This window comes from Microbacterium gubbeenense DSM 15944 (assembly GCF_000422745.1).
GTDB classification, from domain to species: Bacteria; Actinomycetota; Actinomycetes; order Actinomycetales; family Microbacteriaceae; genus Microbacterium; species Microbacterium gubbeenense.
Genome location: NZ_AUGQ01000007.1, coordinates 59385 through 84146, shown reverse-complemented (window position 1 = coordinate 84146; position 24762 = coordinate 59385). Strand labels below are relative to the sequence as shown.

The 24762-nt window shown below is 68.5% G+C and carries 20 protein-coding genes; 11 read left to right on the top strand and 9 right to left on the bottom strand.

Features of this window, described 5'->3' with window-relative positions:
• Positions 1–58 precede the first annotated feature (58 nt).
• Positions 59–391 carry a WhiB family transcriptional regulator gene (locus G510_RS0106345; RefSeq protein WP_084644239.1) on the bottom strand — a complete coding sequence of 111 codons (333 nt, stop codon included), beginning with the start codon at positions 389–391 and terminating at the stop codon, positions 59–61.
• Positions 392–537: 146 nt separating this feature from the next.
• Entirely contained in the window at positions 538–1662 is a 1125-nt protein-coding gene (gene manA, locus G510_RS0106340; RefSeq protein ID WP_029152955.1) for a mannose-6-phosphate isomerase, class I, read from the bottom strand.
• A gap of 23 nt (positions 1663–1685) precedes the next feature.
• Between manA and G510_RS18810 the strand changes: the two genes are divergently transcribed.
• The 8 genes from G510_RS18810 (at position 1686) to G510_RS15620 (ending at position 10787) form a co-directional block, all read left to right on the top strand.
• Positions 1686–3059, top strand: coding sequence for an O-antigen ligase family protein (locus G510_RS18810; protein WP_245563243.1), 1374 nt, complete (start codon positions 1686–1688; stop codon positions 3057–3059).
• Between the two features lie 5 nt (positions 3060–3064).
• Positions 3065–4390 (top strand): O-antigen ligase family protein, encoded by a 1326-nt coding sequence (locus tag G510_RS18805; protein ID WP_029152954.1) that lies wholly within the window; start codon positions 3065–3067, stop codon positions 4388–4390.
• Between the two features lie 64 nt (positions 4391–4454).
• A complete protein-coding gene (locus G510_RS0106325; RefSeq protein ID WP_029152953.1) occupies positions 4455–6368 on the top strand; it encodes a glycosyltransferase in 1914 nt (637 codons plus the stop codon).
• On the top strand, positions 6365–7324 hold the full coding sequence (locus G510_RS0106320) for a glycosyltransferase family 2 protein (RefSeq protein ID WP_029152952.1): 960 nt from the start codon (positions 6365–6367) through the stop codon (positions 7322–7324). Before G510_RS0106325 ends, G510_RS0106320 begins: the two co-directional genes overlap by 4 nt.
• A 110-nt stretch (positions 7325–7434) precedes the next feature.
• On the top strand, positions 7435–8400 hold the full coding sequence (locus G510_RS15625; RefSeq protein ID WP_084644238.1) for an amino acid ABC transporter permease: 966 nt from the start codon (positions 7435–7437) through the stop codon (positions 8398–8400).
• Positions 8397–9173: an amino acid ABC transporter ATP-binding protein gene (locus tag G510_RS0106310; protein WP_029152951.1), complete on the top strand. Its 777-nt coding sequence runs from the start codon at positions 8397–8399 to the stop codon at positions 9171–9173. The genes G510_RS15625 and G510_RS0106310 overlap by 4 nt, the downstream gene beginning before the upstream one ends.
• Positions 9174–9202: 29 nt before the next feature.
• Positions 9203–10216, top strand: coding sequence for an ABC transporter substrate-binding protein (locus G510_RS0106305; RefSeq protein ID WP_029152950.1), 1014 nt, complete (start codon positions 9203–9205; stop codon positions 10214–10216).
• Between the two features lie 115 nt (positions 10217–10331).
• Complete coding sequence (locus G510_RS15620; RefSeq protein WP_051216482.1) at positions 10332–10787, top strand: acyltransferase; 456 nt, start codon at positions 10332–10334, stop codon at positions 10785–10787.
• Positions 10788–10891: 104 nt separating this feature from the next.
• Here G510_RS15620 and G510_RS17475 read toward each other — a convergent pair whose 3' ends face one another.
• Together G510_RS17475 and G510_RS0106290 are read right to left on the bottom strand one after the other, a co-directional pair.
• Positions 10892–12673 (bottom strand): glycosyltransferase family 2 protein, encoded by a 1782-nt coding sequence (locus G510_RS17475; RefSeq protein WP_051216480.1) that lies wholly within the window; start codon positions 12671–12673, stop codon positions 10892–10894.
• A 56-nt stretch (positions 12674–12729) separates the two neighbouring features.
• A complete protein-coding gene (locus tag G510_RS0106290) occupies positions 12730–13803 on the bottom strand; it encodes a glycosyltransferase (RefSeq protein WP_029152949.1) in 1074 nt (357 codons plus the stop codon).
• A 131-nt stretch (positions 13804–13934) separates the two neighbouring features.
• Here G510_RS0106290 and G510_RS17470 point away from each other — a divergent pair, with 131 nt between their 5' ends.
• The gene (locus G510_RS17470; RefSeq protein WP_051216477.1) at positions 13935–15614 is read left to right on the top strand and encodes a glycosyltransferase family 2 protein; all 1680 of its coding nucleotides are present in this window, start codon (positions 13935–13937) and stop codon (positions 15612–15614) included.
• Between the two features lie 10 nt (positions 15615–15624).
• Positions 15625–17676 carry an acyltransferase family protein gene (locus tag G510_RS0106280; protein ID WP_029152948.1) on the top strand — a complete coding sequence of 684 codons (2052 nt, stop codon included), beginning with the start codon at positions 15625–15627 and terminating at the stop codon, positions 17674–17676.
• An 86-nt stretch (positions 17677–17762) separates the two neighbouring features.
• Here the strand turns inward: G510_RS0106280 and G510_RS0106275 are convergent, their stop codons facing one another.
• A complete protein-coding gene (locus G510_RS0106275) occupies positions 17763–19547 on the bottom strand; it encodes an SGNH hydrolase domain-containing protein (RefSeq protein ID WP_029152947.1) in 1785 nt (594 codons plus the stop codon).
• Here G510_RS0106275 and G510_RS0106270 point away from each other — a divergent pair.
• Positions 19540–19758: a hypothetical protein gene (locus tag G510_RS0106270; protein ID WP_029152946.1), complete on the top strand. Its 219-nt coding sequence runs from the start codon at positions 19540–19542 to the stop codon at positions 19756–19758. The two genes, G510_RS0106275 and G510_RS0106270, sit on opposite strands and share 8 nt — an antisense overlap.
• 131 nt (positions 19759–19889) lie before the next feature.
• Here G510_RS0106270 and G510_RS0106265 read toward each other — a convergent pair whose 3' ends face one another.
• Genes G510_RS0106265 through glf form a run of 4 tightly spaced genes read right to left on the bottom strand, consistent with a single transcriptional unit; the run spans position 19890 to position 24639 of the window.
• Positions 19890–21935 (bottom strand): acyltransferase family protein, encoded by a 2046-nt coding sequence (locus G510_RS0106265; protein WP_029152945.1) that lies wholly within the window; start codon positions 21933–21935, stop codon positions 19890–19892.
• A 45-nt stretch (positions 21936–21980) separates the two neighbouring features.
• Positions 21981–22718, bottom strand: a complete 738-nt coding sequence (locus tag G510_RS0106260) for an ABC transporter ATP-binding protein (protein WP_029152944.1) — start codon at positions 22716–22718, stop codon at positions 21981–21983.
• A complete protein-coding gene (locus G510_RS0106255) occupies positions 22718–23488 on the bottom strand; it encodes an ABC transporter permease (RefSeq protein WP_029152943.1) in 771 nt (256 codons plus the stop codon). Before G510_RS0106255 ends, G510_RS0106260 begins: the two co-directional genes overlap by 1 nt.
• Positions 23489–23496: 8 nt before the next feature.
• Positions 23497–24639: a UDP-galactopyranose mutase gene (glf, locus tag G510_RS0106250; RefSeq protein ID WP_029152942.1), complete on the bottom strand. Its 1143-nt coding sequence runs from the start codon at positions 24637–24639 to the stop codon at positions 23497–23499.
• Positions 24640–24762 lie beyond the last annotated feature (123 nt).

The following is a 24762-nucleotide window of genomic DNA, read 5'->3' as shown; positions in this document are numbered from 1 at the left end:
CGGCCGAGCACGACCGACGCCCGGGGGCGGCGCGGCCTCGATGCCCGGCGGCAGGCCGTCAGGACGCCTGCTGCTCGCGCTTGAGGCGGCGGCGTTCCCGCTCGGAGAGGCCGCCCCAGATGCCGAAGCGCTCGTCGTTGGCCAGCGCATACTCGAGGCACTGGGCGCGCACATCGCACGTTTCGCAGACGCGCTTCGCGTCCCGAGTGGATCCGCCCTTCTCTGGGAAGAACGCCTCCGGATCGGTCTGGGCGCACAGCGCCTCTGTCTGCCACGAGAGCGCGCCGTCGTCTTCGACGCCGCCTGCCATCGGGGCGCCGGGTACTCCGCGCTCGGCGGGGTCGACGAACCAGTCGGACGGCGCCTCTGGATTGTAAAACGGTGCGGTCATGGTGCTACTCCCCCTCGGTCGGCCTCGGATCAATGCCTTCCCTGGGTAATTACACCCGTGTGATTCGTTAATTTCAAGTCGATCATCGTAAGGGCCTCATCCCCGGATTGAAGGTTAGCGGCCCTTCGGCGTGTCTCGAGGAGGCGTCATACTCCCGAAAGAGCGACGAAAACTTCGCCTGACCCGGTGATTTCCAGCGCCGACTCCTCCGTGACGAACGCCGCGCGGCCCGGCATGATATCGATACTCCCCGAACCCGCCGTGACGCTCGCCGTGCCCGACACGCTGAGCACGATCGCGGTGCCGTCGAGGTCGGCCGCGGCGGATCCGCCGTCGCCGAGCGTCGCGCGCAGCAACCGGAAGTCGTCGATCTCGACGGGATACTCGTCGAATCCGCTCCCAGCGGAAACGGGCCGAACGAGCGCGACGGGCCCCGATTTTCGCTCCAGAACGCGCATCAGCTCGGCGACGTCGATGTGCTTCGGCGTGAGGCCGCCGCGCATGACGTTGTCGCTCGCGGCCATGATCTCCACGCCGATGCCGGATTGGTAGGCGTGCAGCTGGCCGGCGCGGAGGAAGAGCGCCTCGCCGTAGCCGAGCGTCATGAGGTTCATCAGCAGGCCGACGACGACGCCGGGGTCGCCCGGGAAGTCGGCGGCGTTGCGCCGCGCGTTGTCGAAGTCGGCGGCGAAGGCGTCGGATCTCGCGTCCGCAAGCGCGAGCGAGATCGCCTCGACGGTCTCCTGCGCGTCGCCCGACAGCAGCCAGGCGATGGCGTCGGCGAGCGAGGCGTCGTCGCGGATCCTCTCGAGAAGCGGCGATGCCGCGTCGCCGAGCTCGGCGAGCAGTTCGCGGGTGCGCTCGATGTCGCGCAGCCCGCAGAGGGCGACGAACTCGTCGCACAGCGACACGATCATCTCGGGCTTGTGGTTGTCGTCGGCGTAGTTGTGCGGCGCAGCCTCGGGCAGCTCGCGCTCCGCGGCCCAGCCCTCCTCGGCCTGCCGCTTCGTCGGGTGCGCTTGGATCGACAGCGACTGGCGGGCGGCGAGGATCTTCAGCAGGTACGGCAGGCGCGCGCCGTCCGTCTCGTCGCGGATCCACGCGTCGAGGGTGCGCCCGGATCCGTCTTCGACGTCGGCGGGGTCGGCCGGGTGGTCTCCGAACCAGACCTCGGCCTCCGGGCCGGATGCGGGGCGCCCCTCGAGGTCGGCGATGAGGTGTTCCGAACCCCAATCGAACGGGCGGGGGGCATTGCTCAGTCGCACCAGCATGCCTAAAGAATAGAGTTGATCACATGGCCCGCCTGACCCGACACCCCGTGGCGCACCCGCCGGTCGCGCCCGAACGCGAAGCGACGAGCCATCTCGCGATGCGCGCGTATGCCGCATTCGTGCTGTTCAGCGGCCTCGCCTACTCGTGGTGGTACAACCTGTTGGGCGCGATCGGAGCCGCGATTCTCATCGCGCTCGTCGTCGCGGGCTCGCTCGCCATCTGGATCCCCCGCGTCGCCCGACGCGGGTTCGCGTGGCAGCGCCTGCCCTGGGCGGCGCTCGGCTACGTCGCCCTCGCGGGCGCCTCGACGGCGTGGTCGGACTGGCCCGGCGCGACCGTCGCGACGTGGGTCGTGCTCGTGGCCTTCACCCTGCAGGGCGTGATCATCGCCGACATGCTGTCGTGGCGCGAGATCGTGCGGGCCCTCGAGGCGGCCCTGCGCTGGATCATCGGCGGGTCGATCGCCATCGAGGTGTGGGTCGCCGTGATCCTGCACCACCCGATCATGCCGAACTTCTTCCCGGTCGACGGCGACCCGGATCCGCACTGGTACTGGGTGCGCGGCAACCTGTTCGATTCGTGGCTCGTGGGCGAGAGGATCCAGGGCATCGTCGGCAACTCGAACCTGCTCGGCATGCTCGCGGTCATCGCGATCATCGTCTTCGCCGCCCGGCTGCGGCTCGCGGTGATCGAGCGGCTGCCGGCCGAGCGCATCGTCGCGCGGTCGCTGTGGCTGCTCGCCGCCGTGTGGATCCTGCTGCGCGCGGGATCCGCCACCAGCATCGTCGCGGGCGCGCTGGCGGTCGCGGTGCTCTGTGCGGCGCTCCTGATGCGCCGCGAGTCGTCGCCGTCGGGCCGCACGCGGATCTACGTGCTGTGCACGCTCGTCGCCGCGGGAGGAGCGGCGATCGCCGTGTTCGGCTACAACCGCATCGTGGCCCTGCTCGGCCGCGACGGAGGCCTGACGGGGCGCAGCGAGATCTGGGACCAGGTGATCGACCGCGCGCGGGACCGGCCGGCGTTCGGCCACGGGTTCTCGTCGCCGTGGGTGCCGTGGGACCCGGCCTTCGACGGGTGGATCATCGACCACGGCATCACCGTCTTCGAGGCGCACAACATGTGGCTCGACGTCTTCCTGCAGCTCGGCGCGGCCGGCATCCTCGTCATCGCGATCGTGTACGGATCCGCCGTGTGGCGCGCGTGGTTCCACGCTGTCGACCGGCCGCGCGGCGTCGGCGTCGAGACGCTGCCCTTCTCTCCCCTGTCGCTCGTGCCGCTGCTGATCCTGTGGGCGCTGCTCGCCCAGGGCATCGCCGAGTCGAACCCGATCATGCTGTGGGGCTGGATGCTCGTCGTGCTCTTCACGAGCAAGCTCCGGCAGCGTCGGACGCCGTGAACTCCATGCGCCGCGCGGCGCGCAGCGCGCTCGCCGACCTCCTGAGGTCGGCGCCGTTCGCGCGCGCTTACACGCTTGCGGCGCTCACGCTCGGGTTCCTCGCCGGGTCGATCCAGCGCGTCAACGGCCTCGTCACGGTCACGACGATCATCGGGGGCCTCGCGGTGATCGGCATCGCGATCCTGGCGGCGCGGCGCGACGAGCTCTCCCTGATCGGATTCGCCCCGACGAGCCTGTTCCTCTTCCTCGTGTGGTCGATCGTGAGCCTCGCGTGGGCGCTCGACGGCGCGTACGCCCGCACGATGGCGGCGTGGCTGGCCCTCGTCGGATGGGCCGCGATCGCCGTGACCATCGCGCACGTGCGCGACACCCTGCAGGTGGCGCGCGCCGTGGGCGACGTGTTGAGATGGCTGCTCGCGGCATCGCTCGCGATCGAGGTGTTCTCGGGCATCATCTTCGACGCCCCGCTCGAGGCGCTCGGAGTCAAGGGGCTCATCGCGTACGGCGGCCCCATCCAAGGATTGTTCGGATCGCGCAACATGCTCGGGTTCGTCGCCGTCCTCGCCCTGATCACCTTCGTGATCGAGTGGCGTGCGCGCGCGGTCGCCCGCCGCGTCGCCGTGTACTCGCTCATCCTCGCGGGCCTGCTCGTCGTGCTGTCGGGCTCGCCGACCGCGCTCGTCACGATCGTGGTCGTCGTCGTGGCGGAGCTCGCGCTCTCCTACGCCCGGCGCACGCCCCACGCCCGCCGCCGCGGCGTGGACGCGGTGATCGGCGGCGCGACGCTCGTCGGCATCGCGCTCGCGCTCGTCATGCACCGCCAGATCGCCGCGTTCTTCGCGAGCAGATCCGGCTTCGGCACGCGCACCCAGCTGTGGCAGGAGACGATCGAATGGATCGGGCGCCGACCAGTGACCGGGTGGAGCCTGTTCGGCACGTGGCATAACGAGCCGTTCCCGACGAACGTCATCAACCTCGCCCTGTCCTCCCCCAACTTCTCGGGCCTGAACGCCTATCTCGACGTCCTGCTGCAGCTCGGCTGGGTGGGGCTGCTGCTGTTCGCGCTGCTCGGCGGCGTCGCTCTCGTGCGCGCGTGGCTGGCGGCGGCCGATCGGCGCTCGGTCGTGCACGCGTGGCTGCCGCTGACGCTCGTGGCCCTGCTCGTCACATCCGTTTTCGAGAGCTATGCGCTCACCGGAATCGGCTGGATGCTGCTCGTGATGTGCGCGGTGCGGGCCGGACGCGAGCGGTCCTGGCGCCTGTCGATCGATCCGCGGGCGCCCGAGCCTCCCCCGGCTCGCCCTCAGGGCGGGAATCGATCCGCCAGGTAGGCTCGATTCGGTCGTTGCGCGAGCCGCGGCGCCGCCCCTCACGATCCCGACGGAGCACTTGTCTATGCCGTTCGTTCTGCAGAACGTGGTCTTCCCCACTGATCGCGACCCCGACCTCCTGCCCCTGTACCTCGACGCCGACTCCTGGTCGACGATCGACGAGAAGCCGGTGCGGGTCGCGACGGGCGCCCACATCGGGGACGTGCTCGGGCGCGAGAGCGTGCGCGTGCGAAAGGGGCGCCGCACGTCGTTCGCGAGCTACTTCAACGCCTTCCCCGCCTCGTACTGGCAGCACTGGACGGCGATCCGCTCGGTGACGCTGACGGTGCGGACGACGGGCGAGGCGACGGTCCTCGTGTACCGCTCGAACGGATCCGGTGTGCAGCAGCGTATCGACACGGCCGAGGTGACGGGCGAAGCGACGACGTCGTCGTTCGAGATCCCGCTCACGCAGTTCTCGGACGGCGGATGGATCTGGTTCGACATCGTTTCGGGCCGGCAGGACGTGATCCTCGACGGCGCCGAGTGGACGACCACGCAGCAGCCGGCGCGCGCGGGCAAGGCCTCGCTCGGCATCACGACCTACAACAAGCCGACGTACTGCGTCGAGACGCTCGAGGCGCTCGCCGCGAGCCCGGGCGTGCTCGAGGTCGTCGACCGCATCTTCCTCATCGATCAGGGGAACGATCGCGTCGACGCGCAGCCGAACTTCGATGCGGTCTCGGGTGCCCTGGGCGATCAGCTCCAGCTGATCACGCAGAAGAACCTCGGCGGATCCGGCGGGTTCGCGCGCGCAATGCACGAGACGCTCCAGCGCCCGGAGAGCGACTTCGTGCAGCTGCTCGACGACGACGTGCGGATCGAGCCCGAATCGATCCGCCGCTCGGTCGTGTTCGGCCGCTTCGCGACGAAGCCGGTCATCGTCGGCGCGCACATGTTCGACCTGCTCGATCGTCCGAAGCTGCACGCGTGGGCCGAGGTCATCGACGAGGCGCCGTTCATGTGGCGCACGCTCTACCAGGAGCAGATGCCGCACGACTTCGGCGAGCAGAACCTGCGGCAGGCCAAGCAGCTGCACATGCGCATGGACGCCGACTACAACGGGTGGTGGATGTGCCTCATCCCGACCTCGGTGATCGCCGAGGTGGGGCTGCCGCTGCCGGCCTTCATCAAGTGGGACGACGCCGAGTACGCGGTGCGCGCACGCGCGAAGGGCGTGCCGACCGTGACGCTGCCGGGCGCGGCGCTCTGGCACGTGTCGTGGGTCGGCAAGGACGACTCGATCGACTGGCAGGCCTACTTCCACGCGCGCAACCGCATTGTCGCGGCACTCCTGCACTCGACGGTTCCGAACGGCGGCACGCTGCTGCGGCACAGCCGCCGGATGGACCTCAAGCACCTGATGATGATGCAGTACTATCCGACCGCGCTGCGGAACCTCGCGCTGCGCGACGTGCTGTCGGGCCCGGATCACATGCGCAAGACGCTCGCGACCCGCATGCCGCTCGCGCGCAAGATGGCGCAGAAGTTTCCGGAGACGGTCGTGCACAAGGATCCGGACGAGGTGCTGCACTCGCGCCGCGGACGCCAGGTGTTCCAGCTGCACCGCCGGCACGAGTTCGACAGCCCGACGGGCATGCGCCTGAGGATCTTCACGGCGCGCGCGCTTCTCAGCCACCTGATCCGGAAGCCGGCCCCGGAGAACGTCGCGACGCCCGAGGTCGAGTTCGGCAAGGAGGACGCGCACTGGTGGCGCGTGCCCGCGTTCGACTCGGCGCTCATCTCGGCGGCCGACGGATCCGGAAAACAGATCTACACGCGCAACCGCGGCACGTTCCGCGGCATGCTGTACGACTCGATCCGCCTGCATCGCAAGCTGAAGAAGCAGTGGCCGCGGCTCGCCAGGGAGTACCGGGAGGCACTCCCGGAGCTCGTGGCGGACAATGAGTGGGTGGAGAGTTTCGAGGCAGACGCATGAGCACTTCGTTCGACCCCGCATCCGCGACGATCGTGATCGTCACCTTCAACCGTTCGGCGCTGCTCGGCCGCGCCCTGGCATCGATCGGCACGATGGATCCGAAGCCGGGCCACGTCGTCGTGATCGACAATGCCTCCCCCGATGACACGCCGGAGGTCGTCGAGCGCCTGTCGCCGGAGACCGGAACCGAGGTCGTGTACCGCCGGTTGGAGACCAACACGGGCGGTGCGGGCGGCTTCAGCGCGGGCATGGAGACGGCGTACGAGCTCGGATCCGAATGGATCTGGCTGATGGACGACGACGTCGAGGTGCTGCCCGACGGGCTGGAGCGGATGGGCGCGTGGGCGCCGAAGTTCCGCCACATCCAGGGCCGCCGCTACGACTACGACGGCTCGGAGTTCTACTGGCAGTACCGGGTGTCGACGTCGCTCGGCATCCCGATCCCGTTCGCGCCGGCCGGATTCGACGACTCCGGATACCGCGAGATGAACTCGGGCTGCTTCGAGGGCATGTTCATCCACCGCTCGCTCGTGAAGGAGCTGGGGCTGCCGGATCCGCGGTTCTTCATCTACTGGGACGACACGATCTACGGGTACCTGGCCTCGCGCCGGACGCCGTGCGTGATCGTCGACGAATTCGTGCTGCAGCGCACGCGCGAGATCAAGCAGTGGGACATGGGCACGCGCCACCTCAATGCCTCGAGCGACATGTACCGGTACTACATCATGCGCAACCGCGGCATCATGGCCCACTACTACCGCGCGCACGGCGACTACCGGCCCCTGATGTTCGCGATCGGCACGGCGGCGACCTTCTCGAAGGAGCTGATCCGCCTCGCGTTCGTCGAGCGCAGGATCACGAAGAAGGGGTGGGGAAACCTGTGGCGCGGCATGCGCGATGGGTTCGCTCTCGCGAGTGACAAGTCGTTCGAGATCATGGCGCCGCTGGCCGACTGATAGGCGGTTCGTCGCGACGCACTTCGCAATATGCGGCAATACGTCGTCACGGCGATTCTTAGTTCGTCACTGACTTAGGCGGCGCGGCGGGCGGCCCTTAGATTTCAGGCATGCCCCCGCTGACCCGCACCGAACCCGCGCACCCCGGCGCCCTCGACGTCGTCCCGCTGCGCCACTGGTGGCGGTGGGTCTTCAGCGCCATCGCCGTCTTCCTGCTCGCGCAGCTCGTGTGGACCTTCTTCACGAATCCGCAGTGGCGATGGCCGGTGTTCGCGGATCACTTCTTCAACGAGGCGGTGCTGCGGGGACTGTGGCTGACGCTGTGGCTGACGGCGGCCTCAGCCGTGATCGGCTTCGCGCTCGGCGGTCTGCTCGCGCTCGCAAGGCTGTCGGGATCCCCCCTGCTGAACGGTTTCGCGTGGGGCTTCATCTGGTTCTTCCGTTCGGTGCCGCTCGTCGTGCAGCTGGTGGTCTGGTACAACCTCGGCTACCTGTTCCCCACGCTCGGCATCGGGTGGCCGTTCACGTATGACTTCTGGGTCGTCGAGTTCGACACGGTGCGGCTGCTGTCGTCCACCGTCGCCGCGATCCTGGGGCTCTCGCTGCACCAGGCGGCGTACTCGGCCGAGATCATTCGCGGCGGCCTGCTGTCGGTCGACCAGGGTCAGCTCGAGGCAGCGCGTGCGCTCGGCATCCCGCAGCTGCGGCGGTTCCGGCGGATCGTGCTGCCGCAGGCGGCGCGCGCGATCCTGCCGAACGCCTTCAACGAGGTCATCGGCCTGCTCAAGGGAACGTCGGTCGTGTTCATCGTGGCGCTGCCCGAGCTGTTCTACACCGTGCAGGTGATCTACAACCGCAACCAGCAGGTGATTCCGCTGCTGCTCGTCGCGGCCGTCTGGTACACGATCTTCACGACGCTGCTCAGCATCGCCCAGTTCTACGTCGAGCGCAGGTTCTCCCGGGGCGCGGCGCGGGAGCTGCCGCCCACCCCATTGCAGAAGCTGCGGCGCGCGTTCCGAACGGCGACGGCCCGCGTCCGCTCTCAGACCCCACAGACCTCGGGAGAACCCGCATGACCGCTTCCGCCCGGGCCGGGCTCGTCGAGATCACCGGCCTCCACAAGTCGTACGGCGAGCACGAGGTGCTGCACGACATCACCCTGCGCGTGGAACCGGGCCAGGTGGTGGCGCTGCTCGGGCCGTCGGGATCGGGCAAGTCGACGCTGCTGCGCGCGATCAACCACCTCGAGACGATCGATCAGGGCTCGGTCACGAGCGACGGCGCGCACATCGGATACGAGCGCCGCGGCGACAAACTGCACGAGCTGCCCGAGAAGAAGGTGCTCGAGCGGCGCACGCGCGTGGGGATGGTCTTCCAGAACTTCAACCTGTTCCCCCACCTCACGGCGCTGGAGAACATCATCGAGGCGCCGATCGCGCTGAAGCGGGCGAAGCGCGCCGCGGCGATCGCCCGCGGCCGGGAGCTGCTGGAGCGCGTGGGACTCGCGGATCGCGCGGGCCACTATCCGCGCCAGCTCTCGGGCGGGCAGCAGCAGCGCGTCGCGATCGCGCGGGCGCTCGCACTGGATCCGGATGTGCTGCTCTTCGACGAACCGACGAGCGCGCTCGATCCGGAGCTCGTGGGCGAGGTGCTGCGCACGATCCGCAGCCTTGCGCACGGCGGCACGACCCTCATCATCGTCACGCACGAGATCGGCTTCGCGGCCGAGGTATCCGACCACGCGGTGTTCCTCGACGGCGGCCGGATCATCGAGCAGGGCCCGCCGTCGCGGGTACTGCGCACCCCCGAGCAGACACGCACGCAGGAATTCCTCGACTGGGTCATCTGATCCCTCTCACCGAACGCAAAGGACACGCCATGACCCTCACGATCCGCCCGCGGCGCGCGGCAGCCGCCCTCATCCTCATCGGCGCCGTCGCCAGCCTTGCGTCCTGCGACGCCGTGGTCACCGACGGCGACGCGGCGTCGGCCGACGCTGCGAAAGCGCCGGCAGCGAGCGAGGGCGAGAGCCCGTTCGACCTGACGACCGCGAACGCCGAGAACCGTCCGCACATCGACCCGGTTCCGGAGGCCGTCGCGGCGCTCGAGGCGAGCGGATTCGAGCCGATCCAGGACGACAAACTGACGGTCGCGGTGAGCGCGGGATCGACGCCGCTGGGGTTCCTCGCCGAGGACGACAACCGCACGATCCTCGGCATCGAGCCGGACATCGCCTCGCTCGTGGCGGACGGACTCGGCCTCGAGTTCGCGCCCGAGAACGTCGCGTGGGCCGACTGGCCGCTCGGCGTCGAATCGGGCAAGTACGACGCCGTCGTCTCGAACGTCACGGTCACGGAGGAGCGCAAGGATCTGTTCGACTTCGCCACGCACCGCAACGACGTGATCGCGTTCCAGGTGCAGGCCGATAGCGGCATCGATTCCATCTCCGAGGCGAAGGACGTCTCGGGTCTGCAGGTCGTGGTCGGCAGCGGCACGAATCAGGAGAAGATCCTGCTCGACTGGTTCGCCGAGAACGAGGCGAACGGCATCGATCCGGGTGAGCCGGTGTACTACGACGACAACGCCGCGGCGCAGCTCGCACTTGCATCCGGACGCGTCGACGCGATCTTCGGGCCGAACCCGACGGCCGCCTACGCGGCGGCGGTCAGCGGAGAGTCGAAGGTCGTGGGCACCATCAACGGCGGTTTCCCCGAAACCGCGCAGATCGGCGTCACCACGGCGAAGGGCAACGGCCTGATCGACCCCGTCGCGATCGTGCTCAACTCGATCATCGACGACGGCACGTACGACGAGGCTCTCGAGCGCTGGGGCCTCGAGGATGAGGGGGTCGAGGAGTCGCTGGTCAATCCTCCGGGGCTTCCGCGCCCATAGCGTGCGGGACCGGGGCGCGCGGGGCCGCGGAGCAAGCCGCTCGCACGACCCGCGCGACTCGCCGCGCGAGTCCGCCGACTCTGCCCGGGGCCGCACGCGCTGGCAGACTATTGCCATGCTGAACATCGCGGACGACGCGAAGGTCGACTCGGACGTCGTCTTCAACCACTCCGATCGCGTGACGATCAGCGTCGGGGCGGGCTCGCGCATCTATCGCGGCAGCGAGTTCACGGGCGACATCTCGATCGGTGCGGACGTGTTCATCAATCGAGATTGCTACGTTCGCCCCAACACGACGATCGGCGATCGGGTCAACATCGGCCCGTTCGTGAGGCTCGTCACCGACACCCACGACATGGGCTCGCACGAGCGCCGGGCGGGCGCGGTGCGTCACGACGCGATCAGCGTCGGTGACGGATCGTGGATCGGTGCGAGCACGACCGTTCTCGCCGGCGTGACGATCGGTGCAGGGTCCGTGGTCGCCGCGGGATCCGTCGTCACCGGAGACGTGCCGGACGACGTCGTCGTCGCGGGCGTTCCTGCAAAGATCGTGAAGCGGCTCTCGACATAGCAGCGGCCCGATGAATTCGTCGCGTAGGACGAGGTTCCCGCGGTCGCGTACTTACGCGCCGTCATCCTGATGACGACGCGTCGCACGCCGTGTGCATCACCTGGTCAGGAACCCACCTCGGGATACCGCCACCCGCGCCACTGCTCGAACGCGCCGTTCACGAGCTGCGAGGCCGTGCGCTCCCATGTGTGCTTCGATGCGTGTCGGATATAGAGGTACCCCAGGCTCTGGGTGCGGTACCCGATGCCGCCCTGCGTCTCGACGCGGATCAGCACCGAGCGGTCCGTCGAGTTGGGCGTCGGGCGCCAGCCGCCGAGTGCGTCGAAGGCCGCGCGTGTGAGAAGCATCGCTCCCCCGGCGAGCTGATCGTGGTACCGCTCGGTCGCGAACGTGCGGTGCACGGTCTGGCCGACCTCCTCGAAGAAGAGGTACTCGGTCGTCTTGCCGACCACATCCGCGCGCGAGTAGAGGTGCGCGAGCACGAGGTCCGAGATGTGGTGCTCGCTGTACCAGTCGTCGTCGTCGAGCTTCGTGATGAGGTCGCCCGACGAGCGGCGCACGCCCTCGGCGAGCGCGCCGCCGAACAGCACCGTGTCCGGCACCTCGACGATCGTGTAGTCGAGGCCCGCCAGGTCCACGCCGTCGAGCGCGGGCGCGGGCACGCCGTGCACGACCACGATCACCTCGAAGTGCGCGTAGGTCTGCTGCGCCATCATCTTCAGCACGCCCGGAACCAGCTCGCTGCGCATCGTCGAGAGGATGACGCTGACGCGCGGCAGGTACCGTTCCCCCGTCGTGCGGGTGATCGCCGAGGCGAGCCGGAAGAACCCGGCATGCTCGCGCATCGCGATGCGCCGCGCCTCGACCTGGCGCAGCTCGCGCTCGAGACCCATCGTCTGCGCGTACGGGCGGCGGATCACGTCGACGAGCGCCGGCGCGAGCGCAACGGGTGCGATCTCGACCGACGCCGGAAGCGAGTGCAGGATCGTGTCGGTCGCCGCGATCTCCGCGAAGCGCGCCGCAAGACCCTCGGGAACGACGGCGATTCCATCCAGCGAGATGCTCTCCACCCCGCGGAGCTCGCGCACCGTCGCGGCCGTCAGCGGCCGGCCGAGGTCGAACTCGATCGGCGCACCCCTGTCGTCCTCGATCGCCACGATGAGCGCGCGGTCCTCGAGCAGCACGAGACGCCGCGCCGGCCGCGACCGCTTGAACAGCAGCTCGCGACCGATGGGGTTGTGCACGTTCAGGTCGAGCGTCGGGAGCTCCGTGCGCGGGTACCCGCGCGCGGCCTCGTCGGTCGTCAGGTGGTGCGTCGCGATGTCGTCCGCCAGGCGGCGCGGTCCGCCGATGAGCAGATCCGCCCGCTTCAGGCCGACGCCCTGCAGGCGCTCGATCATCGGCTCGATCGGCGGCACCGAACGCGTCGGCAGCAGCGAGAGCACCTCCTCGTCCGCTCCCGCGGCGACCGCGACGAGCGGGAAGCCCGCGCCCGCGAACGGGGTGTTCGGCATGAACAGCGGGATCAGTGCGTTGGCGATCTCGTGCACCGGCGTCGCGCGCTCGAGCGCGACGACCGCGCTCGAGCCGCCCTTCGACTGATCCGCGTCGAACGAGAAGCTCTTCAGGCCGCGCACGTGTCCGAGCCTCCCGCGCCAGCGCGGCGACGGCGCGTCCCAGCGCTCGATCCTCAGCCGGAGCTCGCTCGTCTTCTGCGCGGGATTCCGCGGCAGTGCCAGCGCGCGCAGCAGGTCGGCGTCCGGGATCTCGATCGTGAACACGTCGACGGGTGCCGCTTCGACACCGATCCGCTCGGCGACGGCGACCGGCGAATCGAGCCGCACGGCGTCGGTCGCGGTGGAATTGTGACGATCGGCTCGGCGCATCCGATTCTCCCTGGATTGAGGCGGTCGGGGCGCCCACAGGCTACCCCGCGATAATGTTACGAACGCTCAGCCAGGCGCTCGATGAGGTCGGCATACTGCGCGGCCATGCGCTCGGGCGGGCGAGAATCGGCGAAGGCCCTCGCCGCGGACCGTGCGACACGCGAGCGGTACCAGTCGTCCGCGAGCAGCTCCGCGAGCGAGGCGTCCGCGTTCGACCGGTCGAAGAACCGGATCCACGCCTCCCCGCCGAACTCCGCAACGAGATGCGGTTCGTCGGGCAGGATGACCGGCAGCGAGTACGTCGCCGCCAGGAACATGTTGCCCGAGTTGAGGATCGCGCGGTACGGCAGGACGAGCACGTCCGCCGCACCGAACCAGGTCGCCACGTCCTCCGGGAACACCCGCTTGAGGTGCGTCGTGAGCGGCACGGGTCCGTTTTCGAGCGCGTCGAGGATCTCGTCGACATCGCCCTGCGGGCGTCCCGCGAGCAGCAGCTGCAGCTCGGAGCCCGATTCCGACGCGATCCGGGTCGCCGCCGCGAGGTGCTCGAGGCCCTTGTACGGCCGGATCCATCCGAAGAACAGCGCCGCGGGACCCGTGCCCTCGACGCCGAGCGCCGCGCGGGCGGCCGTGCGCTCCACGGGATCCCCGTAGACGCCGTCGTAGCTCGCGTGCGGGATCTCGACGATCTTCTCGATCGGCAGCGCGTACGACTGTGCGGCGATCTGCGCGGTGTGCGGCGAGATCACGTGGATCGCATCCGCGAGCAGCCCCAGCTTCTCGTGCAGGTAGATGTTGGTCTTCGGGTACAGCGTGTCGTGCGGCAGCACGTTGTGGATCGTCCACACGACCCGCCGCCCCCACTGCTTGGCGCTGTAGAGCGCGTCGAGGAACAGATCAGTGCGACGCCGCGCGTCCACGGCGTTGACCGCCCATTCCGTCACAGGGCTCGTCCACTGCACGTGGATCACGCCGCGGCGCTCCGGCGACGTCAGCTCGATCACGGCCTGGTCGAAATCGGGGATTCCTGCCATCTCGTATCCGCGCGCGATGACCTCCGACTGGAGGATTTGCACGTAGGGGTTGTCGTGCCACCCGGGAAAGTTGAAGACACGTCGATCGACAGGCATGGCCACGAGTCTATTCGGCGACCCGCGGCCGCATCCGTAAGCCACGCGATGCGCCTGAACGATCCCTGAGCGTCCGCGCGCTTCGAGTGTTCTCATAGCCCTGTCAGAACGCGCTGGCTAGACTGCGGAACGTGACTGCCGCCGATTCTCAGACCGCCACGCCCCCGATTGTCTCCCGCAACCGCTGGCGAGACGTCTTCGACGGCACACTGCCCGAGGGCTGGGAGCCGACGCTCACGGTCTCCGTCATCATCCCGTCGTTCAAGAGCAAGACGCTCGAGTTCACGCTCGCGTCGCTCGCGGCACAGGACTACCCCGAGGACCTGCTCGAGGTCGTCGTGCTCGACGATGGCGGCGGCGAAGAGCCGGTCGAGCTCGGCGAGTTCGTGCCGAAGAACACGCGCGTCATCCGCATCCACGAGGTGAGCGACGGCTGGGGCCGCTCGAACGCGACCGACATCGGCATCAAGTCGACCACGGGCGACATCATCTACTGGTGCGACTCCGACATGATCCTCTTCCGCGACAACGTGCGCCAGCACGCCAAGTGGGGGCACTTCATCCCCGAGGCCGCCACGATCGGCGAGAAGGGCTTCATCGAGGACTGGACCTACACGCCCGAAGAGGTCTACGAGAAGGTCAAGGCCGGCACGATCGGCGATGACTACGACCGCAGCGACCTGCACGAGCACTGGTCGAAGCAGATCTACCGCGACACCGACGACCTGAACACGTCGGACGGACGCAACTACTCGACGCACATGGGCGCGTGCGCGACCGTGACCCGCGCCGTCTACGACCGCACGTTCGGCCAGGACACGCGCCTGCACCTCGGCGAGGACACCGAGATCGCCTACCAGCTCTGGCAGGCGGGCGCCGTCTTCATCCCCGCACACGACGCCGTCGGCTGGCACATGGGCCGCGGCACGATTCAGGATCACGCGGCCAAAGTCGCCTGGCACAACGACGTCCATTTCGCGCAGCGCATGGCGATCCCCCGCTACCGTCGCAAGGCCGACAACCGCATCTGGGAAGTGCCGCTGATCAAGGTCGTCACCGAGGTGACCGCCGAGAACGCCGTGTACGCGCGCCCCGCGATCGACCGGATCCTCAACAACACGCAGACCGACGTGCACGTCGTTCTCGTCGGCCCGTGGTCCGAGCTGCACGACGGGCGCCGTCGCATGCTCGCCGACCCCATGAACGAGCTCTATCTCGTCAAGGAGTGGTTCCAGACCGATAACCGCGTCATCTTCGCCGAGGAGAGGCCCGAGAGCGTCTTCCCCGCGCCGTTCCGCGTCGACATGCCGATTACGGTCGAGCTGTCGAGCGAGAGCCTGCAGGAGATGTACGTCATGATGGACAAGCCCTGGATCGGCGCCATCCGCTTCTTCACTCCGGGCCACGACAACGACGAGGCCGTCACCGTATGGAACTCGGCCGTCGTCGAGCGCGCGCGGCCGTACGTCGCCGATGGCCGCAGCCTCGAGGACGTCGTCGCGCAGATCGCCGGCTTCGAGTGGCGCGCGAGCGAGTCGGCCCACATCTCCGACATCCGCGAGAACGACGACCTCGGCGCCCGCGTCGTGCGCGTCGAGCCCCGCGTCGCGCAGCTCGAGAACGAGCTCGCCGACATGCGGATCCGCGCGGAACGCGCCGAGGAGTCCGTTTCGACGACGCGTCTGGTCGCGCGCGGGCTCAACGCGCGCACCGGCGGACGCGCGGGACGCGCGGTGCGCGGCATCAACGGCAAGCTGGGCGGGATCCCCGCCCGCGTGGTGCGGAAGTTGCGCGGGCTCCTCGCCCGCTGACCCGGAGCGCATGACGGAGACATCCGTGCGCGCGCGACGCGACGCGCGCAGCGTGACCCGAGGGTTCCGGCCCGACATCCAGGCGCTCCGCGCGCTCGCGGTGATGAGCGTCATGCTCTATCACCTCTGGCCGAACCGCCTCACCGGCGGCTTCGTCGGGGTCGACGTCTTCTTCGTGATCAGCGGATACCTGATCACCTCCCACCTCATTCGCGAGCGCGCGAAAACCGGCAGGATCGCGCTCGGAAAGTTCTGGGCCCGTCGCGCCGCCCGATTGCTGCCCGCATCCCTGCTGGTGCTCGCGCTCGTCGGCATCGCCACCCTCATCTGGGTGCCGAACGCCCTGTGGCCGCAGTTCTTCGGCGATGTCACCGCCTCCGCGCTGTACGTGCAGAACTGGCACCTCCTGTTCGCCAGCGTCGACTACCTCGCAGCCGACAACATCGCCTCCCCCGTGCAGCACTTCTGGACGCTGTCGGCGGAAGAGCAGTTCTACGTGATGCTGCCGCTGCTGATGGTGCTGTCGATGTGGCTGTTCCGCAAACTCCCGTGGCGCACGGTCACGCTGGTCGCGATCGCCGTCGCGACCATCGCCTCCTTCATCTACAGCGTCGTGCAGATGCAGGTCGCCCCGAGCTCCGCCTACTTCTCGACGTTCACCCGAGCGTGGGAGTTCGGCGCCGGCGCCTTGCTCGCGTTTGCGCCCGCCGTCACGCGCTCTCGGCCGGGCACCGTCATCGCGGGCATCGGCGTCGCGATGATCCTCATCTCGGTCGTCGTGTACACGGGCGAGACGCCCTTCCCCGGCGTCTCGGCACTGCTGCCCGTGTTCGGCACTGTTCTCGCGATCTGGGGCGGCGCCCCGTCGCTGCTCGCGCCGTTCGGCCGGATCACGCCCATCTCGATGCTGGGCCGCGTCTCCTACGCCGTGTACCTCTGGCACTGGGCCTTCATCGTGATCGTGCCGTACGCGACCGGCGTGCCGCTCACGACCCTGCACAAGCTCGCGATCGCCGCCGTCAGCATCGCGCTCGCGTGGCTGTCGACGAGGTACGTCGAGGATCGCGTGCGCACGTCCGACAAGCTGCTGCACGGCCGCCGGCCGCGCACGATCGCGATCTGGAGCGCCGCCGGCATGGCGTGCGTGCTCGTCATCTCGCTCGGCTCCACGGCCCTCCTGCGCCAGAGCGAGCAGAGCACCCTCGAGGCGCAGGAACAGCTCATCGAACAGCAGCCCGACTGCTTCGGGGCACAGGCAATCGACCCGGAGCTCGCCCCGTGCGAGAACCCCGAGCTCGATGACGCGCCCCTCGTTCCCGCGCTGAGCGAGATCGAGCAGGACGACGCGAACACCGCCGAGTGCTGGGCCGGGCCGGAGATCGCCGACCTCAACATGTGCTCGTTCGGCCCGAAGGACGCCGACATGCACCTCGTCGCGATCGGCGACTCGCACAACAACGCGATGCTCACCGCGTACGAGGCCGCCGCCGACGAGCTCGGCTGGCGCATCGACGTCGCGGGGCACGCGGGCTGCTCGTGGACCGACGAGGATCTGAGCCTCGCGACCGACGAACAGACCGCGTCGTGTGCGTCGTGGCGCCAGTCGGTGAACGAGTACGTGCAGACCGCGGACGACGTCGATGCATACATCGTCGCGAGCCGCGGGGGCGAGACCGACGCGGATGACGACAAGGTCGCCGGCATGGTCTCCGCGTGGGCCGCTCGCCCCGACACGAGCGTTCCGGTGCTCGCGCTGCTCGACAACCCGTACTTCGGCGAGTCGCCCGTGACGTGTATCTCCGAGGATCCGTCGACGGCGGTCGAGCGCTGCGCGAAGCCCCAGGACGAGGTGCTGCTCGACGATGGCAAGCAGCGCGCGGTGGATGAGGATCCGAACGCCACGCTGCTCGACCTCACGCGGTACTACTGCGCCGACGGCGTGTGCCCGCCCGTGATCGGCGGCGTCGTCGTCTACCGCGACTCGCACCACATCACGGCGACGTACGCCTCGACGCTCGGCCCGTATCTTGCGGCCGAGCTGCGCTCCGCGCTCGGGCGCTGATCGGTCACCGCCACGAGAACTGTCGTCGCGTCGGTCAGCTCTGCGCGAGCAGGTTTTCGCCGTCTGCCTGAATAAGGCCGCACCGATCAGGGCAGAACGTCGACCAGCTCGCGCTCGAGGTACGGCCTGAGGGTCCCGATGAACGTCGCCGTCATGTGTGCGTTGTCGCGGTAAACCGCAACACCGCCGACGACCGGGTTGCACCGGTCGGGCGCGCAGATGAAGTCGTTGACGTCGATCGTCACGGCGTTCGGATCCTGTGCCACGGCATCGTCGAGGCCCGTCGTGTCGGCGATCGCCTCGTCGCGCGGAACCGAGCAGTCGCCGTCGTTGAGGGCGCGCGCGTTCCCGAAGCACGGCGACTGCACCGACGAGAGGATCATCGGATTGTCGTGGAGGGCGATGATCGGCACGTTCTCGGCGTCGGGACGCTTCGACCACGCCTCGAGCAGCTTCTCCGTCTCGAACTCGGCCTGGTCCGTGCCCTCCAGCACGGCGAACGCCGAGTGCGACGCGGCCGCTACGAAGATCGCGTCGTAGCCGCCCTCGTCGACCACGGCGTCAGCCTCTTCCCGCCAGGAGGTGCACCGGTCCTGCAGCATCTGGGAGAGGTCCGCGAGCTGCGCGTCCTCGCCCATCCAGCGGCACCAGCCGCGCGCGGCCATGTCGACGCGCCAGCCCTGATCCTCGGCGATCTGCTCGATCGCATCCGTCATCACGGCGAGGTGCGAGTCGCCGAGGGCGAGGATCCGCATGTCGCTGTCAGGATCGCCGAGCGTGCACATGTCGAACGCGTCGTCGCCCATGTCGCTCCAGCATTCGGAGCGCGTCGCGTCGTCGGTGCGCCGCAGCGCCTCGACGGGCAGGACCCCCGTCGGCGGCATGCGGCTCGCGTGCGCTGTGAAGTCGTGGCATTCAGGGCGGTCCGGATCCAGCGCCGCGGCGCCCGAGCAGGCCTCGAGCGGCACGTCGGCGCTGCGCATGATCGCCGCGTGGCTCGTCGTCGCGGGCACGACCGCGATCGCGATCGCCACCACAATGGCCGCGAGCTGCGTCCAGACGCCGCGGTTGGCGGCCCACCGAGTGGGAAGCCGCAGCAACCAGGTCGTGAGCATCGTCGCCACGTACGCCGCCGCGAGCACCGCGATCGCGCCGAGCGGGCCGATCACGCCATCGGTGTTGCCACGGTAGGTGAGGTACGCGATCAGGATCGGCCAGTGCCACAGGTACAGGCCGTACGAGATTCGGTCGAGCTGGACGAGGCTGCGGTGCGACAGCACGCGCGAGGCCGAGGCCCTGTGGGTCGAGCCGGCAGAGAGCAGGACGACAGCGGCCCCGAGCACCGGCAGCAGCGCGGCCGGACCGGGATACGCTTCCTTGCCCTCGAACACGAATCCCGAGGAGATGATCATGGCGAGCCCGATCCAGCCCGTGATGCCGCGCCACGCGGCCGGGATCACGATGCCGCGCTTCCACAGGCCGGCGACAATCCCGCCGAATCCGAGCTCCCATGCACGGGCGAACGAGTCGAAGTATGCGCGGGTCGGATCGAACGCGTTCAGCTGCCACGCGTAGACGAACGAGCAGGCCGTGCCCACGATGACGGCGACCCAGAAGATCCGCACGCGCGTCGCGCGGCGCCGGCTGAGCAGCGTGACGATGACCGCGATGAGCGGCAGCACGACGAAGAACTGCGCCTGCACCGACAGCGACCAGAAGTGCTGCAGCGCGCTCGTCTCGGATCCGGCTGCGTCGTAGGTGAGCTGCTCGGAGATCAGGTGCCAGTTCTCGTAATAGAGAGCCGTGGCGATGACCTCGCGGAGCGTGCCGAGCTGCGCCCACGGCTCGTATACGACGAACGACATGACCACGACGGCGACGAGTACGACAGCCGCGGGCGGGGTGAGCCGGATGAAGGTGCGGGCCCACCGCGCGACGACGCCGAGCGGCCGTCCCGCCCCGAGCGAGCGGGCGGGCGAGGGTCAGGGTGAGCAGGAATCCCGAGACCATCAGGAAGACGTCGACCCCGCCGGAAACTCGCCCGTGACCGAACAGGTGGAAGACGACGACGAGGGTCAGTGAGACGCCGCGAAGGCCATCGATCTCCGTGATCCGAGCTGGCTTCGTTCGCGCGCGCCTCGTGGTCTGCTCAATTGTCACCGTCATAAGTGTCGCGCAGAGTCGGTGGGAGAACCATCAAGAACGCTCCGTTCTCACCGGATCAGTCGCGCGAGCTCGCCGTCGAGATAGGGAGCGAGGGTCGCCGCGTAGGTGCGGGTGAGATGCGCTCCGTCGCGCGTCACGACCACCCCGCCCTGCACCATCGAACACACATCCGGGGTGCACTGCAGGTCGCTGAGATCGATCAGGTGGGCGTTCTCGGTCATCTCGACGGCCTCGTCGACGCCCGTGTCGAGCAGCGCGCGCGTGCGCGGCAGCGCGCACTCCCCCGCATCGATCGCTTGCCGATCGGTGAGGCACTCGAGCATCTCGCTCGGGAAGATCGGGTTGTCCCGCAGCGCGATGATCGGGGTCGATGTCGACGAACGGTGCGACCAGGCCGCAACGAGCACCTCCGCGTGATATTCGTCGTCCGTCACGCCGGCCGACGTCGACGCGAACCTCGACTTCGACGAGGCGGTCGTGAAGATCGCGTCGTACTCGCCCGACGTCGCGCGTTCGTCGATCGCCCTGCGCCAGTCTGCGCAGGCCTGCTGATCCGCATCGCTCTGCCCGTAGACGGGTGCGTCGGGCGATACCCACTGGCATCCGGCCCGCCCCGCCGCATCGATGCGCCACCCGCGCGCCGAGGCGATCTCCTCGTAGACGTCGAGCAAGACGTTGTTATGCGAGTCGCCGACGGCGAGGATCCGCTTCGCGTACCCGTGCTCGTCGCCGAGCGCGCAGACCGCCACCGTGTCGCTGCCGAGGGGCGCCCAGCACTCTCCCCTGTTCGCGTCGTCCGCGCGCAGGTTCTCGAGCGCCGGCTGCAGCTCGCCGTCGTACATCTCGTCCGCGCAATCGGTGCGGTCGGGATCTAGCGAGGCCGCGCCGGCGCAGCCGGCCACGGCGACGGGCGACCGCTGCGTCGCCGCGTGCGCCAGGAGGGCGCCCGCGGGAGCCGCAGCGACGATGATCGCCACCAGCGCGAGCGCGATCGACCGCCGCGGATCCGTCGCCCACGTCGTGGGCGCCCGCAGCAGCAGACGCGTCAGCATCGTCGCGGCGAGCGCGCTCGCGAGCACGACGAGCGCGCCTTGCCAGTCGATCGCCTCGCGCCCCTGGAGCGTCAGCAGCGCGATGAGGATCGGCCAGTGCCACAGGTACAGCCCGTACGAGATGCTGTCGAGCCAGCGCAGCGGCCGGCTCGTGAGGAGCGCCGAGGGCGAGCGCCGTCCGCCCGCGGACGAGAGGATCACGAGGAGCGCCCCGCCGACAGGCAGCAGCGCCGCCGGCCCCGGGTACATCGTCCCGCCGTCGAACACGAACCCGCTCACGATGATCATGGCGAGCCCCGCCCACCCCGCGAACGCCTTCATGCTCGCCGGAAGCGCGCGCCCCGCCATCGCGATGCCCGCGACGAGTCCGCCGAGCCCGAGCTCCCAGAAACGGGCGAACGAGTCGAAGTACGCACTCTGCGGATCCGCCAGATTCTCGCGCAGCGCGTACGCGAACGACGCGGCCGTCGCCACCGTCAGGAGCGCCCAGAATGTGATGACCCGAGCACGCACCGACCGGATGAGAAACACGATCGCAGCGACCACGATCGGAAAGACCAGGAAGAACTGCGCCTGCACCGACAACGACCAGAAGTGCTGCAGGGGGCTCGTCTCGGGGCCGGCCGCACCGTACTCCAGCTGGGAGGTGATCAGCTGCCAGTTCTCGACGTACAGCGCGGTGGAGACGACCTCGATGAGGTTCTGTTCGCGCAGCCAGGGCGAATAGACAGTGAACGAGAGGATCGTGACGGCCACGAGCACAACGGCCGCGGGCGGGGCGAGCCGCGAGAACGTGCGCCCCCAGCGCGAGGCGATGCCGAGTGGACGATCCGCGCCCAGGGCGCGCGCGAGCGACAAGACGAGCAGGAACCCGGAGATCGTGAGGAAGACGTCGACGCCGCCCGAGACGCGGCCGTGGCCGAACAAGTGGAAAACGACGACGAGCGTCAGCGCGATTCCGCGCAGCCCATCGATCTCGCCGATCCGCGATGGCGCGGATACGCGCGACCGCGGCGGCGGCGCCTCCACGTCAATGATCACCGTCGTAGTCTGCCAGTACAGCGAGATTCTGGCGCGGAACTGCCCTCAGATGTCGCTGTTGTACGTCGTCAGCACCTCGCCGATCGACGCGTCCATCGCCAGCCGGTGGTCACGGATGTACAGTCCGCGCTCGCAGAATCGGCGCAGGTCGGCCTCGCGGTGGCTCACGAAGAACAGCGTGCGGCCCGCGGCCAGCATCTCGTCGATGCGCCCGTAGCACTTCTCGCGGAAGGCCTTGTCTCCGACCGCGAGCACCTCGTCGACGAGCAGGATCGGGTGATCGAGCCGCGACACGACCGCGAACGCGAGGCGCACCTTCATGCCGTTCGACAGGTGCCGGTAGGGCGTGTCCTGGAAGTCGTGCAGCTCGGAGAAGTCGATGATCTCGTCGTACCGCTCGGCGATCTCCGCCTTGCTCATGCCGTGCAGCCCCGACGTGAGCTTCACGTTCTCGCGCACGGTCAGATCACCCACGAACCCGCCCGTGATCTCGATGAGCGGCGCGACGCCGCCGTTGACCCGCACGGTTCCCTCGTCGGGCAGCAGCACACCGGCGACGAGTTTCAGGAGCGTCGACTTGCCCTGACCGTTGCGCCCGACGACGCCGATCGACTCGCCGGGGCGAACCTGGAAGCTCACGTCACGCAGCGCCCAGAACTCGTCCTTGGGCGTGCGGTGCTTGGGATCCGCGAACATCGACTTGATCGAGCGCCGGCCCCGCCTCGAACGGCGGAACCGCACGCCGAGCGAATCGACCTCGATCGCATACTCCTGCTCGCCCATCACAGCTCCTTCAGAAGGGGGCGCTCGAGCCGGCGGAACACGAGGATCCCGACTCCCAGGAATACGACGCACATGAGCGCGCTCATGCTGACCGCGAACGTGTCCCAGAGCTCGGGGAAGAACGCGGCGCGGTACATCGTGAAGATCCCGGAGAGCGGGTTGAAGGCGCCGAGCTCGCGGAAGACGTCGGGCAGGTCGCCGACGCTGTAGATGATCGGCGTCGCATAGAACAGGGCGCGCAGCACGAGCCTCGTCGTACGCTCGAGGTCGCTGAACATCACGCACAGCGGCGCGACGATGAGACCGAGGCCGGTCAGCAGGACCACCTGCATCAGCACCGCGAGCGGGAACCAGAGCACGCCCCAGGTCAGCGTCGCGCCGCCGAAGACCGCAAACAGCACGAGCACGGGCAACGAGCAGAGGAATTCGACGCCCTTCGAGACGATGATCCGGCCCACCCAGATCGACCGCGGGATCGCGGTCGATCTCACGAGCTTCGCGTCCTTATTGAACGCCTTCGTGAAGTCGCTGACCGACGAGTTGAACCACACCCACGGCAGGAGCGCGCAGATCAGGAACACGATGTAGGGGTCGGCCCCGACGTCGCGCTGGAAGATCTGCGTGAACACGAACCAGTAGATCGCGCTCATCACGAGCGGATCGAGAACGCTCCACAAATACCCCAGCCAGCTCGTCGCGTAGCGCACCCGAAGGTCGCGCGACGACAGAAGCCACAGGGAGTGAAGGTAGCGCCGCCGCGGGGTCGTCATGCTGGTGTCTACGCGAGCTTGTTATTCCACATCGACAGCGCCGACCCGATCGCCATGTGCATGTCGAGATACTGGTAGGTGCCGAGCCGGCCGCCGAAGTGCACGTCCTGTTCGCCCTTCTGCAGATCGCGATAGACCATCAGGCCCTCTCGGTCCTCCGGCGTGTTCACCGGGTAGTACGGCTCATCGGACGCCTCGGCGAAGCGCGAGAACTCGCGCATGATGACCGTCTTGTCCTGCGCGAGCAGCTCCGTGCGCTCCGGGTGGAAGTGCTTGAACTCGTGGATGCGCGTGTACGGCACGTCGGCGTCCGGGTAGTTCATGACGGAGGTTCCCTGGAAGTCGTTGATGTTCAGCACTTCCTGCTCGAAGTCGAGCGTGCGCCAGCTCAGCGCGCCCTCGGCGTAGTCGAAGTAGCGATCGACAGGCCCCGTGTACACGACCGGGATCTGCCCGACGACAGCGGCCTTGTTGAACGGCTGCGACGCGTCGAAGAAGTCGGTCTCGAGCTGCACCGTGATGTTCGGGTGGTCGGCCATGCGCTCGATCCACGCCGTGTAGCCGTCGGTCGGCAGGCCCTCGTGGGTGTCGCTGAAGTACCGGTTGTCGTAGGTGTACCGCACGGGGAGGCGGCTCACGATATCGCCCGAGAGCTTCTTCGGGTCGGTCTGCCACTGCTTGGCGGTGTAGTCGCGGAAGAACGCCTCGAACAGGGGGCGGCCGACGAGCGCGATGCCCTTCTCCTCGAAGTTCGCGGCGGACTTGACGTCGAACTCGCCCGCTTGCTCCTTGACGAGTGCGCGCGCCTCGTCGGGCGAGTACGCGGCCTGGAAGAACTGGTTGATCGTGCCGAGGTTGACCGGCAGCGGGTACACGACGTTCTTGTGGTTCGAGTACACCTTGTGCACGTAGTTCGTGAAGGTGGTGAAGCGGTTCACGTACTCCCACACCGTCTCGTTCGACGTGTGGAACAGGTGCGCGCCGTACTGGTGCACCTCGATGCCCGTCTCGGGCTCGGCAGCACTGTAGGCGTTTCCGCCGATGTGGTTGCGGCGGTCGATCACGGTGACCTTGCGGCCCGCGTTCGCGGCACGTTCAGCGATCGTCAGGCCGAAAAAGCCCGAGCCGACGACAAGAAGATCGGTATCCATAGTGCCCATTCTTTCAGAGGCGGCCCGGCTTTCCTGGAAGACGCGGTCAAATGTCACAGGAAGATCACGCCGGGTGTGTTCTCAACAGGGTACGCCGGCAGGAGGAACGCAGTGTATCCCGGT